The sequence below is a fragment of the Streptomyces sp. DT224 genome (assembly GCF_049844595.1).
Taxonomy (GTDB): Bacteria; Actinomycetota; Actinomycetes; order Streptomycetales; family Streptomycetaceae; genus Streptomyces.
Genome location: NZ_JBNCLI010000002.1, coordinates 541,062 through 559,414 on the forward strand (window position 1 = coordinate 541,062; position 18,353 = coordinate 559,414).

Consider the following 18,353-nt stretch of genomic DNA (forward strand, 5'->3'; position numbering starts at 1 on the left):
GTCTGCTAGCTCCCTCGGTATACGGAGTAGCCGAACGGGTTGAGCAGCAGCGGTACGTGGTAGTGCTCGCCCGGGGTGACGGCGAAAGTGATCGCCACCTCGGGGAAGAACGCGCCGCTGTCCCTTACGCGGGGGGCGTCCTGCTGCGCCTCGGCTTGCTTCTTGGCGGTGAAGTACGGCTCGGTCTCGAAGTCGAGCCGTACGTGGGTGGTGCCTTCCGGCAGGGCCGGCAGGTCCTTGCAGCGCCCGTCCGCATCGGTCGCGGAGCCCCCGAGCGTCACCCACTCGGCGTCGGCGCCCGAGCGGGCGGCGAGCGAGACGGCGACATCGGCGGCGGGGCGGCCGATGCTGGTGTCCAGGATGTGGGTGGACACCGATGCGGTGGCGAAGGTGCTCAAGACTCTCCTTGTGTCAGGCGTCTTCCGTGACGAGGCGGGTGAGGCGGATGCGGTTGATCTTGCCCAGCTCGGTGCGCACGATCCCCCGCTCCCGCTCCGGCGAGTTCCCGATGCGGGACTTCACCGCGTCGCGCATCTGCTCACCGGTGGCGCCGGTGGCGCAGATCAGGAAGACGTGTCCGAACCGCTCCTGGTACGCCAGGTTGAGTTCGAGCATCTCGGCCTTGAGCTCCTCGGACGCCCCGGCCATCCCCCGCTGTTCGCGGGAGGAGGTCGGGTCCCCGGGCTTCGGGCGGCCGATCGGCGGGTGACCGGCCATGGCCTCGGCCAGGTCCTCCGCGCCGAGTGCCGCCGTGGCGGTGTCGCTCGCGGAGAGCAGGGCTTCGGTGGTGGCGTACGGGCGGTGGGCGAGGATCGCTCGTCCCCATGCCGCACTGGCACACACCTCGTGCAGTGCGGCGGCCGCGTCCGCGTCCGCCTGGGTGTTGAGCCGGGCGAGGCCCGGCGTGGAGCTCGAAGTCACGGGAGCCTCCGTGGCTGTTCTTCGCTGTGCGTCGGTCGGGCTGCGGATAGCTAACGCCCTCCGCAACACGACGTCAACAGTTTGTTGAAATTCCGTATACAGAAAGAGCCGCCGCCCGGTGGTCCGGGCGGCGGCCTGATCGATCATGCATCGGCAGCTGGTGCGAGTGCGTCCCAACTACCCGCTCTTGGAGCCGTTCTCACGGTTGAGGTAGTTGTAAACAGTGAACCGGGAGACGCCCAGCGCCCCCGCCACGGTCTCGACCCCATGGCGTACGGAGAAGGCACCGCGTGCCTCCAGCAGCCGGACGGCCTCCTGCTTGGCCTTGCGGTCGAGCTCGGCCAGCGGCATGCCGTGCCGGCGCTCCATCGCGGCCAGGATGTGGTCCAGCGACTCCGAGAGCTGCGGCAGCCGGACCGCCACGACGTCCTCGCCCTCCCAGGCCAGCACCACGTCGTCGGGGTGCGCCTCACCGGGGCCGACGAGCTCGGCCCCCATGGCGTCCACGAGCGGCTTCACGGCGGTGACGAGGGGGTGGTCCACCGGTCCGGTCACTTCGGGTCCTCCCCGATGACGTTGACCTGGAGCGAGACCCGGGTGGCACCCGATGCCAGCGCTTGCCGCAGCAGGCTGTCGACGGCGGTGAGCACCTGGTCGGCACCGCCCTCCGCCGTGTTGCCGAACGGGCCGACGTCGACGGCGTCCAACTCGGCCCCCTGGATGACCTCGCGCGCCACGACCGCGTGCGCGGGCGCCTCGTCCAGATCGAAGGGCTCGGTGGTGAACTCCACTCTCAAGCGCATGGTGCCTCCCTGATGCGTCGCACCGCGTCCGGTGCGACCCGCGGCTCGGGCTCGACCCTAACGCCCTACACCGGCAGCACGCAGACCGCCGCCGGGGCCGCGTACGGGGTCCCGGCGGAGGTCAGCGCGCCGGAGGCCGCGTCCACCCGGAACGCGGTGACCGTGCCGGACCTCTGGTTGGCGGCGAAGAGCAGGGTGCCGTCCGGCGAGAACGCGGTGTGCCGGGGGAAGTCGCCGCCCACGGGCACGGTGTCGAGCAGGCGCAGCGCGGCCCCGCCGTCCTCGACGGCGTACCGGGTGAGGCTGTTGTGCCCCCGGTTGGCGAGGTAGGCGAACCGGCCGTCCCCGGTGACCAGGAACTGCGCGGGGTAGCTGGTGCCCGAGCCCGTGCCGGTGGACTGCGGGTCCCCCGGGGTGAGCGCGCCCGTGGCGGGGTCGTAACCGCAGACCACCGCCGCGTTGTCGAGCTCGCAGGCCAGGTAGGCGTGGCGCCCGTCGGGGTGGAAGGTGAGGTGGCGGGGGCCGGCGCCCGCCCGCAGCGCGGCGTACGAGACCTGCTCCAGGGTGCCGCGTGTCCCGTCCAGCCGGTACGTGTACACCGTGTCGTTCCCCAGATCGACGGCGAGCACATGGCCGCCGTCGGGCGAGGTGATGATCTGGTGCGCGTGCGGGCCGTCCTGCCCCGGTCCGGGGGCGGGTGAGCTGTGGGCGACCAGGTCGGTGCGTTCCCCCACCGATCCGTCGTCGGCCAGGGGGTGCACGGCGACGCTCCCGGAGGTGTAGTTGGCGCTGAGCAGCCACCGCCCGCTCGGGTGGACCGAGAGGTGACAGGGTCCGGCGCCACCGGTGGACCGGGTGCCGAGCACCCGGAAGTCGTCCGCGACGGCGACCGCGGTGACGCCGCCGTTCTGCTGCTCGTCCACCGCGTAGAGCGTGGCGCCCGTGGGGTGCAGGGCGAGGTACGAGGGGTTCTCGACGCCCGTGACGACGGTGCGGGCGGTGATGCCCGCCGTCTCCGGGTCGTACGCGGCGACGCCGATGCCGGTGCCGCCCGGGCTGGTCGAGGTGTAGGTGCCGAGGTAGAGGGTGCCGGTGCTCCGGGTCGCGGGGTGGGCCGGGTGCGGCGGGTGGTGCGGGTGGCGGGGCGCGGGGTGGTGCGCGGAGCGCGGCAGGCTGGGGGCGGCGGCGAGGGCACCGCCCGCCAGGAGGGCTCCGAGCAGGGTACGGCGGCTGGTGGGGGACGTCATGCGAGGCACCTCGTGGGGTCGGTTCCGTCGGATGTGCCAGCCACAGTGGCCCCGCCCGGGGCGCACCGCAAGAGGTGCACCGGCCATTGCGGAGGGCGCAACGCATGCCTCACCCCGCCGCCGGATCAGTCGCCCGACTGGATGTCACCCCGCGTCGAGGAGGTGATCGGCTCGCGCTGCGCGAAGTCGCCCGGCGGGATGCCCGGGTGGTGGCCGCCCTCGACCGGCTGGACGGCGGCGGCCGGGCCGAGGGCCAGCCGGGAGACGATGCGGTAGCGGTCGCCCCGGTAGAGCGAGTGCACGTACTCGACGGGGCGGCCCGTCGTGTCCGAGGTCAGCCGCTCGAAGAGCAGCGCCGGGGACAGCTCGGGCACGTCCAGGAGGCGGGCCTCGGCGCGGGTCACCACGGTCGGCTCGATCGCCTGGACCGCCTCGTGGACGTGCACGTCGTGGCGCTCGCGCAGGTGCTCGTACAGGTCGCCGCTCTCCAGCTCCTCGGCGGACAGACCGGGCACCAACTCGGCCCGGATGTGCAGGTGCTCGATGGCCATGGGCGCGCCGTCGACCAGCCGGAGCCGGGCGACGTACACGATGTCGGCGGCCGGTGACATGCGCAGCTTCCGGCCGACCCGGGCGCCGGCCTGGAGGGTGGTGAACTCGAGGAGCCGGCTCGACCAGGCCCCGGCCGCCTGCGGCACCGACAGGGCGAGGTCCGCCGAGATCAGCTCCTCGGTGATCTTCGCGGGCGCGACGAACATGCCCCGGCCGTGCTCCCGCACGAGGAGTCCCGTCGCGACCAGTTCGTCCACCGCGGCGCGCAGGGTGGGCCGGGAGACGCCCAGCGTGGCGCACAGGGACCGCTCCGAGGGGATCGCGTCGCCCGGGCGCCGGGACTCGATCATCTCCAGGATGGCGTCACGGGCCCGCTCCCGTTTGAGCACCGTCCCCGATGCGTCGGCGTCCATGCGCTGCCCCCTTCTGGCGGGTTGGATACCTGACCACTGAACCACTGGTCAGATGGATTGTAGCCGCTATCGCGAGCCGCCTCTCCGATAGATCACCAAAAGCCTTTGAATACAGGGCACTTGACGGCTCCATTGGTCCATGCCACCTTCATCCACCAACAAGAGGTGAGCTGTCCAGCGGCCTTCACTGGTCAGGTGGTCAGGTCCTGTTCTCCCAGAGGTGAACCGTGAAGTACCGCTTGCTTGCCGGTGGGTCCGTGCTCGTGCTGGCCGCCGTCCTCAGCGCCTGTGGCTCGTCCGACGACTCCTCCGACTCCTCCGGTGACGGCCGGACGAGCATCGACGTCTGGCTGATGCGCGACAGCGTCTCGGCGCAGTTCCAGAAGGAGTTCGTCCAGGGCTTCGAGAAGGCGCACCCCGACATCCGGGCCAGGGTCCAGATCCAGGAGTGGGACGGCATCGGCGAGAAGATCACCGCCGCGCTCGCCAGCAACGACGCCCCGGACGTCATCGAGAGCGGCAACACCCAGGTCGCCCAGTTCGCGCAGAGCGGCGGGCTGCTCGACCTCACCGACAAGGTGGACGAGCTGAACGGCAAGGACTGGCTGAAGGGCCTCGCCGAGCCGGGGGCGTACGAGGGCAAGCAGTACGGCATCCCGTACTACGCGGCCAACCGCGTGGTCGTCTACCGCACCGACCTCTTCGAGAAGGCGGGCATCGACGCGAAGGCGATCAAGACCCGCGACCAGTGGATCGCCGCCACCGAGAAGCTCGACAAGGGCGGCAACCAGGGCATCTACCTGCCCGGCCAGACCTGGTACGCGCTGGCCGGGTTCGTCTGGGACGAGGGCGGCGACCTCGCCACCGAGTCCGGGGGTAAATGGACGGGCGCCCTGGACACCCCGGAGGCGCTGCGCGGCATGGAGTTCTACAAGAAGCTCCAGGCGCTCGGCAAGGGGCCCAAGGACGCCGACGAGGCCGATCCGCCGCAGGCCGATGTGATGGCGCAGGGCAAGGTCGCCCAGGTCATCTCGACCCCGGGCGGAGCCAACGTCGTCATCGAGAAGAACCCGGACCTGAAGGGGAAGCTGGGCTTCTTCCCGATCCCCGGCAAGACCGCCGGCACCCCGGGTGCCGTCTTCACCGGCGGCTCGGACCTGGTGATCCCCACCGCGTCCGGCAAGCAGGAGGCCGCGCTCACCTTCATCAAGGAACTCACCGGCGACGTCTGGCAGAAGAAGCTCGCCGTCGCCATGAGCTACGTGCCGAACCGGACCACGCTCGCCTCCGCCGTGGCCGCCGACCCGGGCGCCGCCGCGATGGCGGTCGGCGCGGCCAACGGCCACGCCACGCCCAACACCCCGAGCTGGGCCGCGGTCGAGGCGGAGAACCCGATCAAGGACTACATGACCGCCGTGCTCACCGGCGGCGACCCGGCGAAGGAGGCCGCCAAGGCGTCCGCCGACATCACCCGGGCCATGAACTCCGGCTCCTGACCGTTCGTCCGCCCACACCCTGTGAGAGGAGGCGTGCCGTGTCGGTCATCCGGGAACGGACCGCACCCCCCAGCCCCAAGCGCCGGGCCGTACCCGGCACGTCCGGACCGCCGCCCCGCCGGCGGCGGTCCGGGGAGCCGCGCGGCCTGTGGCCGTACGCCCTGATCGCGCCGGCCGTCGGCGGCATGCTCTACCTGCTGGTCTATCCGCTGCTGCGGGCGGTCCTGATCTCGCTCCAGGACTTCCGGCTGCGCCAGCTGATCACGGGTGAAGCGGAGTTCGTCGGGCTGCGCAACTACCGCACGCTGCTGAGCGATCCGCGGTTCTGGGAGGTCGTCCGGCGCACCTTCCTGTTCATGGCGGTCAACGTGGTCCTGATCATGGTCATCGCGACGCTGGTCGCCCTGATGACCGAGCGCCTGGGCAAGGCCGCCCGGACGGTGGTGCTCAGTTCGCTGGTGCTGGCCTGGGCCATGCCGGTGATCGCGGCCACCACGGTCTTCCAGTGGCTGTTCCACTCGGAGTTCGGCATCGTCGACCACCTGCTGACCGGTGCGGGCTTCTCCTCGTTCGACCGCTATCCGTGGTTCGCGCACGGCACCGCCGCCTTCGCCATCCTGGTCCTGCTGGTCGTGTGGCAGTCGGTGCCGTTCGCGGCGATCACGATCTACTCCGCGCTGACCACGGTCCCGGCCGAGCTGTACGAGTCGGCCCGGCTCGACGGGGCGAGCGGCGCCCGGATCTTCCGCTCGGTCACCCTGCCGGTGCTCCGGCCGATCTTCCTGCTGGTGTTCTCGCTGGAGGTGATCTGGACGTTCAAGGCGTTCGTCCAGATCTGGGTGATGACCCGGGGCGGCCCGGGCGACGCGACGACGATCCTGCCCGTGTACGCGGTCCAGACCGCGCTCGCCGGCCAGCGTTACGACCTGGGCTCGGCCGCCTCGATGGTCACCGTGGTCCTGATGTCCGGGGTGCTCTTCCTCTACTTCCGCCAGATGCTCCGCCAGGAGGACGAGATCCGATGAGCCGTGCCCGTAGCGCACGACTGCGGCGGCTTCCGCTGAACGCCGCGGCCGCGCTGACCGTCCTGGTCTGCCTGTTCCCCGTCTACTGGATGATCTCCACCGCGTTCAAACCGTCCAAGGACATCCAGTCCTCCGACCCCCAGCTCTTCCCGCGCACCTGGACACTCGACCACTTCCGCACCGCGGTGCAGGCCGACGGCTTCGGGATGTTCTGGCGCAACAGCGCGCTGGTGACGGTGAGTTCGATCCTGCTCGCCCTGATCGTCGCCCTGGCCTCGGCGTACGCGGTGGCCAGGCTGCGCTGGAAGGGGCGGCGGCAGTTCATGCTCATGGTGTTCATCGCGCAGATGGCGCCCTGGGAGTCGCTGATCATCCCGGTCTACATCATCTCCCGCGACACGGACATGCTGGACCGGCTGCCGACGCTCACCCTCGTCTACTTCATGGTCACACTGCCGTTCTCGGTGATCGTGCTGCGGGGTTTCATCGGGACGATCCCGCCGGAGCTGGAGGAGGCCGCGCAGGTCGACGGCTGCTCCAGGACCGCCGCCTTCCGGAAGGTGGCCCTGCCGCTGCTCGCGCCGGGGCTGATGGCCACCTCGCTGTTCGGCTTCATCACCGCCTGGAACGAGTTCGCGTACGCCAACTTCCTGATCATCAAGCACCAGGACAGCCGCACCCTGCCGGTCTGGCTGTCCTCCTTCCAGAACACCTTCGGCACCGACTGGGGCGCCACGATGGCCGCCTCCACCCTCTTCGCCCTGCCCGCGCTGGTGGTCTTCCTGCTGCTCCAGCGCCATGTCACCTCCGGCTTCGCCGCCGGCGCCGTCAAGGGCTGACCGACGACCCCGCACCCCTCCCGGAGGCCCCGCATGCCCGCCCCCCGCCCCGAACACTCCCTCGTCCCCCGCCCCCGGAAGGTCTCCGCGCGCCCCGGCCGCTTCACTTTGACCCCGGACACCGGCATCCGCGCCTACCCCGGCGCGGAGGGCGCCGCCGACCTGCTGCGCACCCTGCTCCGGCCCGGCACCGGGCTCCCCCTCGTCCCCTCCGCCACCGGCCGCGTGGTGCTCGCCCTGGACCCGCAGCTCAGCGGCCTCGGCGAGGAGGGGTACGGGCTCACCATCGGCCCGGATACGGTGCTGCTGCGGGCGGCCCGGCTGCCCGGCCTGCTGTGCGGGGTCCAGACGCTGCGCCAGCTCCTGCCTTCCGAGGCGCTCTCGGCGGGGGCCCGGCGCGGCAGGGCCTGGACGCTGCCGTGCGTGGAGATCAGCGACATCCCGGCGCATCCGTGGCGCGGCACGATGCTCGACGTGGCCCGGCACTTCCAGCCGGTCTCCTATCTGCGCCGTTACGTGGACCTGATGGCCCTGCACAAGCTGAACACACTGCACCTCCACCTCACCGACGACCAGGGCTGGCGGATGCCGGTCGCCGCTTACCCGAGGCTGACGGGGATCGGCGGCCACCGCAGCCAGTCGATGGCCGGCCCGCCGGGCGGCCCCGTCGAGAGCTTCGACGGCATCCCGCACTCGGGGGCGTACACCACCCAGGAACTGCGCGGCCTCGTCCGGTACGCGGAGGCGCGGGGGGTGCGGGTGGTGCCGGAGATCGAGATGCCGGGCCATGTGCGCGCCGCCCTGGCCGCCCATCCGGAGCTGGGCAACGACCCGTCGCGGCGACTGGGCGTGTGGACCCGGTGGGGCGTGTGCGACACGGTGTTCGGGGTCCACGAGGAGGTGTTCGACTTCTGCCGGACGGTGCTGGACGAGGTCATGGACGTCTTCCCGTCGCCGTACATCCACGTCGGCGGCGACGAGTGCCCGACCACCGAGTGGGAGAACAGCCCGGCGGCCCGGGAACGGGCGGCCGCCGAGGGGCTCCCCGACGCGCGGGCCCTGCACGGCTGGTTCATGGGCCGGATCGGGGCGTACGTGACCGAGCGCGGCCGTATCCCGGTCGGCTGGGCGGAGACCGGCACCGGACTCCCCCCGGAATTCACGGTGATGACCTGGCGCGACCCGGCCCACGCCCGCGCCGCCGCCCGCCGCGGCCACCAGGTGGTCGCCGCGCACTACCGGGCCACCTACCTCGACTACGCCGAGTCGGACGCCCCCGGCGAACCGCTCACGCAGCCGGGCCCGCCCGTCGGCCTGCGCACGGTGCACGGAGACCGCTCGCTGACCGACGACTGGGAGCCGGGCGACGCGGTCCGGCTGCTCGGCACGCAGGCCCAGCTGTGGACCGAGTACGCGCGCACCCCGGACCGCATCGAGTACCAGACGTATCCGAGGCTGTGCGCCCTCGCGGACCGCGCCTGGTCCGGCGGCGGCGACGGCTGGCCCGGCTTCCTGGCCCGCCTCCGCCACCACACCACCCGGCTGGACGCATTGGGCGTCCGCTACCGCCCCCTGAATCCCCGGCCGCTCACCGCGGCATCCCCAGGAACAGCGCCGACTGCGTGATCCCCGATCCCCCACTCCCCCACGACGTTCCCGGAAGGAACAGACGCATGAAGTCACACGCGAAGAGCCGGCTGCACGCCACCGCCGCGGCCGCCGTCACCGTGGCGCTGGGCTGTACGGCCCTGGCCGCCGTCCCCACGACGGCGACCGCCGCCGGTGAGCCGATCGCCGTGCAGTACCGCACCGGCGCGTCCGGCGCGAGCGCCGACCAGAGCGAACCCTGGCTGAAGGTGCGCAACACCGGCAGCGGGTCCGTGCAGCTCAGCGACGTGAAGCTCCGCTACTACTTCAAGGGCGACGCAGGGGGCGAGGCCTACCGGTTCGCCTGCTCCTGGGCGGTGAAGGGCTGCGGGAACATCACGGGGACGTTCGGTACGCTCGCGCACCCGACCGCCACCGCCGACCGCTACCTGGAGATCGGCTTCACCTCCGGTGCGGGCTCCCTGGCACCGGGTGCCGACACCGGCGACATGCAGCTGCGGTTCTACCGGTCGAACTGGCAGCCGCTGGTGCAGAGCGACGACTACTCGTTCGGCGCCGGCTCGGCCGCGTACGCCGACTGGACGAAGGTGACGGCGCAGCTCGGCGGCGCCACGGTGTGGGGAACGGCGCCCGAGGGCAACGCCCCCACCGACCCGACCGATCCCACGGACCCGACGGGCCCCACCGACCCGCCCGGTGACGGGGCGACGCTGTTCGACGACTTCAACTACAGCAACCACAGCGACCCGCGGATCGCCGCGCACGGCTGGAGCGTCCGCTCCAACGCGGGCGGGCCCGGCGTGCCCGGCGCCACCTGGGCGCCCGAGAACGTCACGTTCGCCACGCAGAGCGGCAACTCCCTCATGAACCTGGAGACGTCGACGGCGGGCAGCGGCGAGTCGACCAAGCAGACCGAGATCCTGACCCAGTCCATGAAGTTCCGCAACGGCACCTACGCGGCACGGGTCAAGTTCAACGACGCCCCCAGGTCGGGCCCGGACGGCGACCACCTCGTCCAGACGTTCTTCACCATCAACGACCTCAAGGCGCCGATGGCGGACGACTACGCCGAGTACGACTTCGAGTACCTGCCCAACGGCGGCTGGGGCGAGAGCGGCAACATCCTCTACACCACCTCGTGGGAGACCTACCGGCCCGACCCGTGGGAGGCCGTCAACCAGCACACCGAGTCCCGGCAGAGCTACGCCGGCTGGCACGACCTGGTCGTGACCATCGACAACAGCGCGATCACGTACTACATCGACGGTCAGCTCTTCGGCACGCACGGGGCGGCCTACCTGCCGGAGCGCGGCATGTCGATCAACTTCAACCAGTGGCTCATCGACCTCGCCGGGCAGACGAGCACGACCCCCCGCGCGTACGACCAGCAGGTGGACTACGTCCTGCACGTGAAGGACCAGGTCCTCACCCCTTCGCAGGTGAACGCGAAGGTGGCCGCGCTCCGCGCGGCGGGGACGACGTTCCAGGACACCGTTCCGGCCGGGTGATCCGGTAGCGGAGGGAACGGGCGGGGCGGACGGCCGACGGGCCTCCGCCCCGCCTTTCGCGTGCCCGGAGCTTCTGCCCGGGACCGCCGTCCCGAGTCGTAGGGACCTCCTGACCGGCCCGGATTTCCGGGCACCCCCTTGACAGCCCTGCCACCCGCCGGGCAATCTTCCATTAAGCAGAAAGAAACTTCCGCAATACGGAAGGAGCGCCGAAACCCTCATGGGCTACCCGGACCAGCGCTTCGATGTGAACCTCTCGATCCTCTTCACGGAACTCCCGCTCCTGGAGCGTCCCGCGGCAGCCGCCGCGGCCGGCTTCACGGCGGTCGAGCTGTGGTGGCCCTGGATCGAGACCCCCACCCCCGAGCAGGCCGAGCTCGACGCCCTCAAGAAGGCGCTCGACGACGCCGGCACCCAGCTGGTGGGCCTGAACTTCTACGCCGGACAGCTCCCCGGCCCCGACCGCGGCGCGCTCTCCGTGCCCGGCGCGGAGTCGGAGCGCTTCCGGGCCAACATCGAGGTGGCGGCCGGCTTCGCCGCCTCGGTCGGCTGCAAGGCGCTCAACGCGCTCTACGGCAACCGGGTCGACGGCGTCGACCCCGCCGCGCAGGACGAACTCGCCCTGGAGAACCTGGTCCTGGCGGCCCGCGCCGCCGACCGGATCGGCGCGGTGCTGCTCATCGAGACCCTGAACGCGCCGGAGTCGCCGCGCTATCCGCTGGTGAGCGCGCCGGCCGGGATCGAGGTCGTGGACCGGGTCAACGCCGCGACGGGCCTCGGCAACGCGAAGTTCCTGCTGGACCTGTACCACCTGTCGATGAACGGCGAGGACCTGAGCCAGGTCATCACCGCGTACGCCGACAGGACCGGGCACGTCCAGATCGCCGACAACCCGGGGCGCGGCGCGCCCGGCACCGGCTCGCTCCCCCTGGAGCAGCTCCTGGACAAGCTGACGAAGGCCGGCTACGAGGGCTGGGTCGGGCTGGAGTACAAGCCCGGCGACCGCCCGAGCGCCGACTCGTTCGACTGGCTCCCGGCCGCGGCGCGTCCCGCCCGCTGAGGCTTCCCAGGAGCCCCTGTACACGCTGATCGGAAGGCACCCTCATGAGCAACAACCTCCCCAAGGTTGCGTGGATCGGTCTCGGCATCATGGGTTCGCCCATGTCGGAGAACCTGATCAAGGCCGGTTACGACGTCACCGGCTACACCCTGGAGCAGGACAAGGTGGACCGGCTGGCCGCGGCCGGCGGCACCGGCGCCTCCTCGATCGCCGAGGCGGTGAAGGACGCGGACGTGGTCATCACGATGGTGCCCGCGTCCCCGCAGGTGGAGGCCATCTCGTACGGCCCCGACGGCATCCTGGAGAACGCGAAGCGCGGGGCGCTGCTGATCGACATGTCCTCGATCACCCCGCAGACCTCCGTGGACCTCGCGAAGAACGCCGCCGAGAAGGGCATCCGGGTCCTGGACGCCCCCGTCTCCGGTGGTGAGGCCGGCGCCATCGAGGCCGTGCTGTCCATCATGGTGGGCGGCGAGCAGGCCGACTTCGACGCCGCGAAGCCGGTGCTCGAAGCGCTCGGCAAGACCATCGTGCTGTGCGGCCCGCACGGATCCGGCCAGACGGTGAAGGCCGCGAACCAGCTGATCGTCGCGGTGAACATCCAGGCGTGCGCCGAGGCCGTGGTCTTCCTGGAGAAGTCCGGGGTGGACCTCGCCGCCGCGCTGGACGTCCTGAACGGCGGGCTGGCCGGTTCGACCGTGCTGACCCGCAAGAAGGACAACTTCCTGAACCGGGACTTCGCCCCGGGCTTCCGGATCGACCTGCACCACAAGGACATGGGCATCGTCACGGACGCCGCCCGCAACGTCGGTGCCGCGCTGCCGGTCGGCGGTGTGGTCGCCCAGCTCGTCGCCTCACTGCGCGCGCAGGGTGACGGCGGCCTGGACCACTCGGCGCTGCTGCGCTCGGTCGAGCGACTGTCGGGCCTGCCCGTCCAGGGCTGACCCGGCCACCCTCCCCTTCCCCGCAGACTTCCGGACGGTGCCGTCGCTGACACCTGTCCTGTCGCGCCCAGGCGCCGGCACCGTCCGGAACACCCTCCCACCACGAATTTCAACAAACTGTTGACGCCGCATCCGGGGCCTCTTTACGCTCCGGACACGCCCCCAGGAATCTGCCCCCTGGCCGTCGCAGTTCAGCAGCTCCCGTACGGAAGGTCGCCCCGACACCATGACGCAGCGCGTGCTTACGACCGAGTCCGGCGCCCCGGTCGCCGACAACCAGAACTCCGCCACCGCGGGTGCCGGAGGCCCGATCCTCCTCCAGGACGGCCACCTCCTGGAGAAGCTCGCCCGCTTCAACCGGGAGCGCATCCCGGAGCGCGTGGTGCACGCCCGGGGCTCCGGCGCGTACGGCTACTTCGAGGTGACCGACGACGTCACCGCGTACACCCGCGCCGACTTCCTCTCCGAGGTGGGCCGCCGCACCGAGACGTTCCTCCGCTTCTCCACCGTCGCCGACTCGCTGGGCGGCGCGGACGCGGTGCGCGACCCGCGCGGCTTCGCCGTCAAGTTCTATACGAACGAGGGCAATTACGACCTCGTCGGCAACAACACCCCGGTCTTCTTCATCAAGGACCCGATCAAGTTCCCGGAATTCATCCACTCGCAGAAGCGCGACCCCTTCACGGGCCGGCAGGAGCCGGACAACGTCTGGGACTTCTGGGCGAACTCCCCCGAGGCCACGCACCAGATCACCTGGCTGATGGGCGACCGGGGCATCCCCGCCTCGTACCGCCACATGAACGGCTTCGGCTCGCACACCTACCAGTGGACGAACGCCGCGGGCGACGCGTACTTCGTGAAGTACCACTTCAAGACCAACCAGGGCGTGCGCTCCCTCTCCGCCGACCAGGCCGCCGAGCTCGTCGGCAAGGACGCCAACTCGCACCAGACGGACCTGCTCCAGGCCATCGAGCGCGGCATGAACCCGTCCTGGACGCTGTACGTGCAGCTCATGCCCGCCGCCGAGGCGGCGGACTACCGCTTCAACCCGTTCGACGTCACCAAGGTGTGGCCGCACGCGGACTACCCGCTCCAGCGGGTGGGCCGGCTGGTGCTCGACCGCAACCCGGACAACGTCTTCGCCGAGGTCGAGCAGGCCGCGTTCTCCCCGAACAACTTCGTGCCCGGCATCGGCCCGTCCCCGGACAAGATGCTCCAGGGCCGCCTGTTCGCCTACGCGGACGCACAGCGCTACCGCCTGGGCATCAACCACACCCAGCTCCCGGTGAACGCCCCGCGCGCCGCGACCGCGGACAACTACGGCCGCGACGGCCTCCACGCCACGCGGTACGGCTCGCGCCACGACAAGAACTACGAGCCCAACTCGTACGCGGGCCCCGCCCAGACGGACGCGGCGCTCTCCGCCCCGCTCCCCGTCCAGGGCTGGACCGGCACCCACGAGGCGCCCGCCCACACCAAGGACGACGACTTCTTCCAGGCCGGCGAGCTGTACCGCCTGATGTCGGCCGACGAGAAGGACCGCCTGATCGCGAACATCGCGGGCGGCCTGTCCCAGGTCTCCCGGGACGACGTCATCGAGAAGAACCTCGCCCACTTCCACGCGGCCGACCCCGAGTACGGCAAGCGCGTGGAGGAGGCGGTCCGCGCCCTCCGCGAGGACTGACCTCACCCCCGAGCCCTGCCCGCGCCGACGCGTCCACCCGGATGAGGGGTTGTGCGCGACGCAGGCAGGACGAGGGGTGTCTGGCGGATCCGCGCAGGAGAAGGAGCGGTGTCTGGTGCGTGCGATCGCAAGGCGCCGGGAGCGTGCGTGCCAGACACCGCGACGCTGCGCGGATCTGCCAGACACCCCCTTGGGCCGCGGCGGTGGCGTGATGCCAGTGCGGTGGTACGCGGGAGGGCGGCCCGGTCACCAGACCTGAAGGCCCGTGCAGCCCCCCTTCGCGCTACCGCCGCGGCCCCTGTATTTCCCTGAACCAGGGCGCGGAGTACGGATACGGTCCCGTACTCCGCGTCCTTTTCGGTGTGGTGGCACCTGGTGATCGCTGTACGGCCGCCTCCCGTATCGTCGCCCGGTGACAGACCCGGGGCACAGGGGAACCGATTGCCGTCCTGGACTGGGACCGGCTGGGCGTCCGCCCGGACGCGGAAGAGGTCGTTGGTACGGCACAGGTGCACTTCGGGGCTGAGGGCGTGTTCGCCCTGGAGCGCGTGGAAGCGTTTGTGGCCGGCTATCGGTCGATGATCCCGTGAAGCCGGCCTCTCCGGCAGTTGCCGCGCGGCGCCCGGGTGGAAGCGGATGACGAGCTTCTGGCAGCTCGAGTTTCAGGTGAACCCCGACGTGTACAGCCCACGGGCCACCGGCAGCGGGTTAATCGAAGACGATCCCGGCCTCCCGTGCCAGGCTCAGGGCCAGTTCCATCGATCCTGGGCCCTGCACCACGACGCCCCTGAGTGAGGCGGCCCCGCCCACGTCTGTGAGTGTGCAGTTCTCGAAGCGGACGTTGTGCATGTCGGACTTCTGGAAGTCCGCGCCGTGCATGGGGACGTCCTCGAAGGCGACGCCGTAGAACTTGCACTCCCGGAAGAGCGCATGGTCGGCCTTGCCGTTCTCGAAGCGCACATCGCGGAAGGTCGCGGCCTTCCACGACGATCCGGTGACACGGCTGCCCGACACGGTGCAGCGAACCAGGGAGACGTCGTCGGCCTTCAGTTCGGCGAAGTCGCAGGTGTCGAGGACGGAGTCGGAAATCTGGCTCTGCCGCATCACAGCCCCGGTGAAGCGGACGCCCTCGAACCGGCAGCCCTCGGCCTCGAACGCCTCCGCGTGCGCACCGGCGAACGAGGTGCCGGCGTACGTGACGTGCTTGACGACCGCGTCGTCCTGCAGGGCGTCCCGCCACATCTCCGCCGGTTGGAGGCGGGACGGCAGGCGGGGTGCCGCGGGGTTCTTCACCGATCCGCCTTGCCGCATGGTTCGGGGCATAGGTGCCGCTCCTTTTCCGTCCGCTCCTGGGCTCCCAGCGTAGGGGCTGTCAGCCGAGCGGTCGTGGGGTGGTCGGGTGCGAACCGGTGCGGGTGCGCTGGTAGCGCGCGGGTGTGGTCCCGACGTGGCGTGTGAAGTGCCGGTTGAGGTGGGCCTGGTCGTACAGGCCCACCGCTGAGGCGACCTCGGCGGGCCGGTGGCCGTCGAGGAGGAGGCGACGGGCGTGTTCGATCCGCTTGCCGGTGAGGTACGCGTGCGGCGGAAGACCGTATGTCCGCTTGAAGCATCGAATCAGGTGGGTGGGGTGGGCGTGCAGGGTGGCCGCGGCCTCATGCAGCGAAAGCCCGGCGTGGGTCCGCGCGTAGAGCACCACGTCCGGGCCGGCCGGTACGGGGGTCGGAGTCGGACCGCCCGGTGATGGCCGCACTCGACCTGCTCGGACGGCGTTGGACGATGCGGATCCTGTGGGAGCTGAGCCAATCTCCGGCCGACTTCCGCGAGTTGCAGCGCCGGTGCGAGCGCATGTCCTCCAGCGTGCTCAGCACCCGGATCGAGGAACTGTCCGCCGCCCGCCTGATCGCCCTGGACGGCGACGGCTACCGCCTCACCCGGCTCGGCCGCGATCTCATCGAGGCGCTGAGCCCGCTGGATGCCTGGAGTCGACGCTGGGCCGAGGAGATGGGACCCGCCGCGACAGAAGGGCTGGAATGATCACCGCGTGGCCGCCTCCTGCGGCCATGAACGAAGGGAGCGGCACATGGGCCGCCGCACAGCGGTCGTGACCGCGACGGTGCGTGAGTGGTACGACGAGGAGGGCTGGGGTGTCCTCGACTCACCCGAGACCCCCGGAGGGTGCTTCGGCCACTACTCCGACATCCAGGCCCCCGGCTTCCGCACGCTGTCACCGGGAGAGAAGGTCGATCTCACCTGGGAAGCCCCCGGCTTCAAACAGGACGGCTACGACTACCGCGCGGTGAGCATCACCCCGCGGCGACGGTGACCCCGCACGAGCCGTCAGGTAATGATGATCGGATTGGTGAGTGCGGCAGCGTGCCCGCTGGGATGGCGGACCTCGATGCGAACGAACGCCGAGTCCTCCGCTGTCGTGTCCCACTGCACCGCCCCCGCCCCGTCACCGGGGAGAGGTGATCGGTGGACCTCACCTCGATCGGTGTTGAAACTGACGGTCCCCTCGGGCACACCTCGGACGGCCGCATGGACTGCCACGTGCGCGCCATGAGCGGCGAGCCGCTCCCCAACCCCGGCAGTGCACCCGTCGGCCTCGGCAGTGAACGACACGTCCACAGCCGCTGACTCGGCGATCCAGCTGCGACCGGCACGGATCCCGGCCAGGACTGCCTCCGTGCTCAGTTCCTCGGCGAAGACCACCGTGTGAGGGATCCCGATCTGTCCCTCCAAGTGGGTGTCACTGTTACCCATCGCCGGCCGCCACGAGCCCGTCCGGAGGTCTGCAGTGAGGCTCCTCCCCCACTCGGCCAGTGTCGTCTCGTTGTCAGCGTTCCAGGGCCGGTCCGAAGTCCACAATCCGTTCCACACCTCCACCACGTCGAAGCCGAGAAAGGGGAACATGAAGTCTCCTGAGGGGTAGGGCGCATGCGGGTGCGCGGCAACGCACAGCCCACCTCCGCGGTGAACCTGATTCAGGCGTTCGTCCACCAGCCCGTCCCCGACCTGGTGGCTCCAGTCGACGACCTCGCCGGGATCGAGGCCGAGCGCGAGCCAGTAGCCGGTCTTCGTGGTCACCTCTTCGCCGAGAAGGATCAAGAAGTCCTCGGTCGCCAGGTGCCCCCAGACGCCCGGAGCCGCAGCTGAGTTGTGCTCCGTCGTCGCGATGAAGTCGAGTCCGGCCGCCCGCGCTCGGACGGCCACCTCTTCGGGAGTGAGTTCCCCGTCCGAGTGGACGGAGTGGATATGGCAGTCCCCGCGGTACCAGGCGGCACCGCGCCCGACCGCCCGCGTCGACGGGTAGCTCGCACTCGACAAGGTTTTCCTCCCAGAGTCCTGCCGACCCAACGCGCCGCCGAGGCACCCCGTTCCCCGGCCTGAGCGGCGGCAGCCATTCGCCGCTCGCCATGGACCACGAGCCCGAGGCGAGTACCGCCCTCCTGGGGGGCCGTCGAAAGGGCGCGGAGTGCGGGACCGTTTCCCCACCCCCCTCCCTTTCATGCGTCAGAGGACGATACCGGCGGCGTCCAGCAGAACGGCGTTGCTGGCCACGGGATCGTGGTTGAGCGCCAGCCCTTGATGCGGGAGCCGGCCGAGGTGTCCGGCGAGCGCCTTGGTCGAGATCTCGACGGGCAGGAGCCCGAAGACGTCCGGGTCCCGGTCCTCGGTGGCGGCCCCGAAGAAGTCGGCGTCGGTCACGCCTCTGACCGCGGTGGTCAGCGCGGGAGCGGCGCCCGGAGCGATCTCCGGGAAGAGGATTCCGACGGCGTGACCTTCGGTGGCCAGCGTCAGCCCGTGCCAGGTTTCGAGCTGATCGGGGAAGAACTGCGGCTTCATCTCGACCCCCGGCTTCTTCCACAGCGGGGTGCGGTCACCGACCAGGAGCGCGTCGGTCATGCCGTTCGACGCCGATGTGGGCAAGTGCGCGATGCAGCTGCAGTGCCGCGTTCTGCACCTCGGTGAGGCCTGTCTCCAACAGCCTTGCGAACGAACGGACTTCCTGCTCCGAAGGCAGGGTGAGAAGCAACGCGTAACCCGGGCATGGCAGGGGCTGTTCGAGGTGTGCCACCTCGGCGGTGATTCCTTCGGCCAGCAAGTGGGCCCGCGTGTCTCCGTGCGTCCAGGGGTGGGCGGCCGAGGGGGTCAACCACAGGCGGCAGCCCCCGGGGCGCGGGGCCTTCCCCCAACTCGAAGCGGAGACCGGCGTACTCCAGGGCCGGCTTCAGCGAGCCAGCTGTGGCCAC

The 18,353-nt window shown here is 70.8% G+C and carries 20 protein-coding genes; 10 read left to right on the plus strand and 10 right to left on the minus strand.

Features of this window, described 5'->3' with window-relative positions; all coding sequences use genetic code 11:
* Positions 1-5: 5 nt before the first annotated feature.
* From uraH to ACLQ2N_RS06090, 6 genes are all read right to left on the minus strand, one after another.
* A complete protein-coding gene (gene uraH, locus ACLQ2N_RS06065) occupies positions 6-398 on the minus strand; it encodes a hydroxyisourate hydrolase (protein ID WP_164403396.1) in 393 nt (130 codons plus the stop codon).
* Between the two features lie 13 nt (positions 399-411).
* Positions 412-921, minus strand: coding sequence for a 2-oxo-4-hydroxy-4-carboxy-5-ureidoimidazoline decarboxylase (gene uraD, locus ACLQ2N_RS06070; protein ID WP_425809808.1), 510 nt, complete (start codon positions 919-921; stop codon positions 412-414).
* Between the two features lie 177 nt (positions 922-1,098).
* Positions 1,099-1,476 carry a helix-turn-helix domain-containing protein gene (locus tag ACLQ2N_RS06075; protein WP_425809810.1) on the minus strand — a complete coding sequence of 126 codons (378 nt, stop codon included), beginning with the start codon at positions 1,474-1,476 and terminating at the stop codon, positions 1,099-1,101.
* Positions 1,473-1,724 carry a hypothetical protein gene (locus ACLQ2N_RS06080; protein WP_143618285.1) on the minus strand — a complete coding sequence of 84 codons (252 nt, stop codon included), beginning with the start codon at positions 1,722-1,724 and terminating at the stop codon, positions 1,473-1,475. The genes ACLQ2N_RS06075 and ACLQ2N_RS06080 overlap by 4 nt, the downstream gene beginning before the upstream one ends.
* 65 nt (positions 1,725-1,789) lie before the next feature.
* The gene (locus ACLQ2N_RS06085) at positions 1,790-2,971 is read right to left on the minus strand and encodes a lactonase family protein (protein WP_425809812.1); all 1,182 of its coding nucleotides are present in this window, start codon (positions 2,969-2,971) and stop codon (positions 1,790-1,792) included.
* A gap of 125 nt (positions 2,972-3,096) precedes the next feature.
* Positions 3,097-3,936 (minus strand): GntR family transcriptional regulator, encoded by an 840-nt coding sequence (locus ACLQ2N_RS06090; protein ID WP_425809814.1) that lies wholly within the window; start codon positions 3,934-3,936, stop codon positions 3,097-3,099.
* A 227-nt stretch (positions 3,937-4,163) separates the two neighbouring features.
* Here ACLQ2N_RS06090 and ACLQ2N_RS06095 point away from each other — a divergent pair, with 227 nt between their 5' ends.
* The 8 genes from ACLQ2N_RS06095 to ACLQ2N_RS06130 all read left to right on the plus strand — a co-directional run bounded on the left by ACLQ2N_RS06095 (position 4,164) and on the right by ACLQ2N_RS06130 (position 14,100).
* Positions 4,164-5,432, plus strand: a complete 1,269-nt coding sequence (locus tag ACLQ2N_RS06095; protein WP_425809816.1) for an extracellular solute-binding protein — start codon at positions 4,164-4,166, stop codon at positions 5,430-5,432.
* A 38-nt stretch (positions 5,433-5,470) separates the two neighbouring features.
* On the plus strand, positions 5,471-6,457 hold the full coding sequence (locus ACLQ2N_RS06100; RefSeq protein ID WP_425809818.1) for a carbohydrate ABC transporter permease: 987 nt from the start codon (positions 5,471-5,473) through the stop codon (positions 6,455-6,457).
* Entirely contained in the window at positions 6,454-7,296 is an 843-nt protein-coding gene (locus tag ACLQ2N_RS06105) for a carbohydrate ABC transporter permease (RefSeq protein ID WP_425809820.1), read from the plus strand. Before ACLQ2N_RS06100 ends, ACLQ2N_RS06105 begins: the two co-directional genes overlap by 4 nt.
* 33 nt (positions 7,297-7,329) lie before the next feature.
* Positions 7,330-8,922 (plus strand): beta-N-acetylhexosaminidase, encoded by a 1,593-nt coding sequence (locus ACLQ2N_RS06110; protein WP_425809822.1) that lies wholly within the window; start codon positions 7,330-7,332, stop codon positions 8,920-8,922.
* A 47-nt stretch (positions 8,923-8,969) separates the two neighbouring features.
* Positions 8,970-10,412 (plus strand): cellulose binding domain-containing protein, encoded by a 1,443-nt coding sequence (locus ACLQ2N_RS06115; protein WP_425809824.1) that lies wholly within the window; start codon positions 8,970-8,972, stop codon positions 10,410-10,412.
* A gap of 220 nt (positions 10,413-10,632) precedes the next feature.
* Entirely contained in the window at positions 10,633-11,472 is an 840-nt protein-coding gene (locus tag ACLQ2N_RS06120) for a TIM barrel protein (RefSeq protein WP_425809826.1), read from the plus strand.
* 44 nt (positions 11,473-11,516) lie between these two features.
* Positions 11,517-12,416 carry a 2-hydroxy-3-oxopropionate reductase gene (locus ACLQ2N_RS06125; RefSeq protein ID WP_425809828.1) on the plus strand — a complete coding sequence of 300 codons (900 nt, stop codon included), beginning with the start codon at positions 11,517-11,519 and terminating at the stop codon, positions 12,414-12,416.
* Between the two features lie 226 nt (positions 12,417-12,642).
* On the plus strand, positions 12,643-14,100 hold the full coding sequence (locus tag ACLQ2N_RS06130; RefSeq protein WP_425809830.1) for a catalase: 1,458 nt from the start codon (positions 12,643-12,645) through the stop codon (positions 14,098-14,100).
* Positions 14,101-14,808: 708 nt separating this feature from the next.
* Here ACLQ2N_RS06130 and ACLQ2N_RS06135 read toward each other — a convergent pair.
* Entirely contained in the window at positions 14,809-15,423 is a 615-nt protein-coding gene (locus ACLQ2N_RS06135) for a pentapeptide repeat-containing protein (protein ID WP_425809832.1), read from the minus strand.
* Between the two features lie 49 nt (positions 15,424-15,472).
* Positions 15,473-15,850 carry a helix-turn-helix transcriptional regulator gene (locus ACLQ2N_RS06140; protein ID WP_425809834.1) on the minus strand — a complete coding sequence of 126 codons (378 nt, stop codon included), beginning with the start codon at positions 15,848-15,850 and terminating at the stop codon, positions 15,473-15,475.
* Here ACLQ2N_RS06140 and ACLQ2N_RS06145 point away from each other — a divergent pair.
* On the plus strand, positions 15,841-16,134 hold the full coding sequence (locus tag ACLQ2N_RS06145) for a winged helix-turn-helix transcriptional regulator (RefSeq protein ID WP_425809836.1): 294 nt from the start codon (positions 15,841-15,843) through the stop codon (positions 16,132-16,134). The two genes, ACLQ2N_RS06140 and ACLQ2N_RS06145, sit on opposite strands and share 10 nt — an antisense overlap.
* Before the next feature lie 46 nt (positions 16,135-16,180).
* Complete coding sequence (locus ACLQ2N_RS06150) at positions 16,181-16,423, plus strand: cold-shock protein (RefSeq protein ID WP_425809838.1); 243 nt, start codon at positions 16,181-16,183, stop codon at positions 16,421-16,423.
* A gap of 14 nt (positions 16,424-16,437) precedes the next feature.
* On the opposite strand, the gene ACLQ2N_RS06155 is transcribed toward ACLQ2N_RS06150, so the two are convergent.
* Entirely contained in the window at positions 16,438-17,427 is a 990-nt protein-coding gene (locus tag ACLQ2N_RS06155) for a CehA/McbA family metallohydrolase (protein WP_425809840.1), read from the minus strand.
* A 186-nt stretch (positions 17,428-17,613) separates the two neighbouring features.
* Positions 17,614-18,006, minus strand: a complete 393-nt coding sequence (locus ACLQ2N_RS06160; RefSeq protein WP_425809841.1) for a hypothetical protein — start codon at positions 18,004-18,006, stop codon at positions 17,614-17,616.
* Positions 18,007-18,353 lie beyond the last annotated feature (347 nt).

What these genes read in the sequence shown, in the direction of transcription:
- ACLQ2N_RS06085 (WP_425809812.1), bottom strand. Translation starts at nt 2,971, where the DNA reads ATGACGTCCCCCACCAGCCGCCGTACCCTGCTCGGAGCCCTCCTGGCG.
- ACLQ2N_RS06130 (WP_425809830.1), top strand. Translation starts at nt 12,643, where the DNA reads ATGACGCAGCGCGTGCTTACGACCGAGTCCGGCGCCCCGGTCGCCGAC.
- ACLQ2N_RS06160 (WP_425809841.1), bottom strand. Translation starts at nt 18,006, where the DNA reads ATGACCGACGCGCTCCTGGTCGGTGACCGCACCCCGCTGTGGAAGAAG.
- ACLQ2N_RS06090 (WP_425809814.1), bottom strand. Translation starts at nt 3,936, where the DNA reads ATGGACGCCGACGCATCGGGGACGGTGCTCAAACGGGAGCGGGCCCGT.
- ACLQ2N_RS06125 (WP_425809828.1), top strand. Translation starts at nt 11,517, where the DNA reads ATGAGCAACAACCTCCCCAAGGTTGCGTGGATCGGTCTCGGCATCATG.
- ACLQ2N_RS06120 (WP_425809826.1), top strand. Translation starts at nt 10,633, where the DNA reads ATGGGCTACCCGGACCAGCGCTTCGATGTGAACCTCTCGATCCTCTTC.
- ACLQ2N_RS06110 (WP_425809822.1), top strand. Translation starts at nt 7,330, where the DNA reads ATGCCCGCCCCCCGCCCCGAACACTCCCTCGTCCCCCGCCCCCGGAAG.
- ACLQ2N_RS06150 (WP_425809838.1), top strand. Translation starts at nt 16,181, where the DNA reads ATGGGCCGCCGCACAGCGGTCGTGACCGCGACGGTGCGTGAGTGGTAC.
- ACLQ2N_RS06135 (WP_425809832.1), bottom strand. Translation starts at nt 15,423, where the DNA reads ATGCCCCGAACCATGCGGCAAGGCGGATCGGTGAAGAACCCCGCGGCA.
- ACLQ2N_RS06115 (WP_425809824.1), top strand. Translation starts at nt 8,970, where the DNA reads ATGAAGTCACACGCGAAGAGCCGGCTGCACGCCACCGCCGCGGCCGCC.
- ACLQ2N_RS06145 (WP_425809836.1), top strand. Translation starts at nt 15,841, where the DNA reads ATGGCCGCACTCGACCTGCTCGGACGGCGTTGGACGATGCGGATCCTG.
- ACLQ2N_RS06080 (WP_143618285.1), bottom strand. Translation starts at nt 1,724, where the DNA reads ATGCGCTTGAGAGTGGAGTTCACCACCGAGCCCTTCGATCTGGACGAG.
- ACLQ2N_RS06105 (WP_425809820.1), top strand. Translation starts at nt 6,454, where the DNA reads ATGAGCCGTGCCCGTAGCGCACGACTGCGGCGGCTTCCGCTGAACGCC.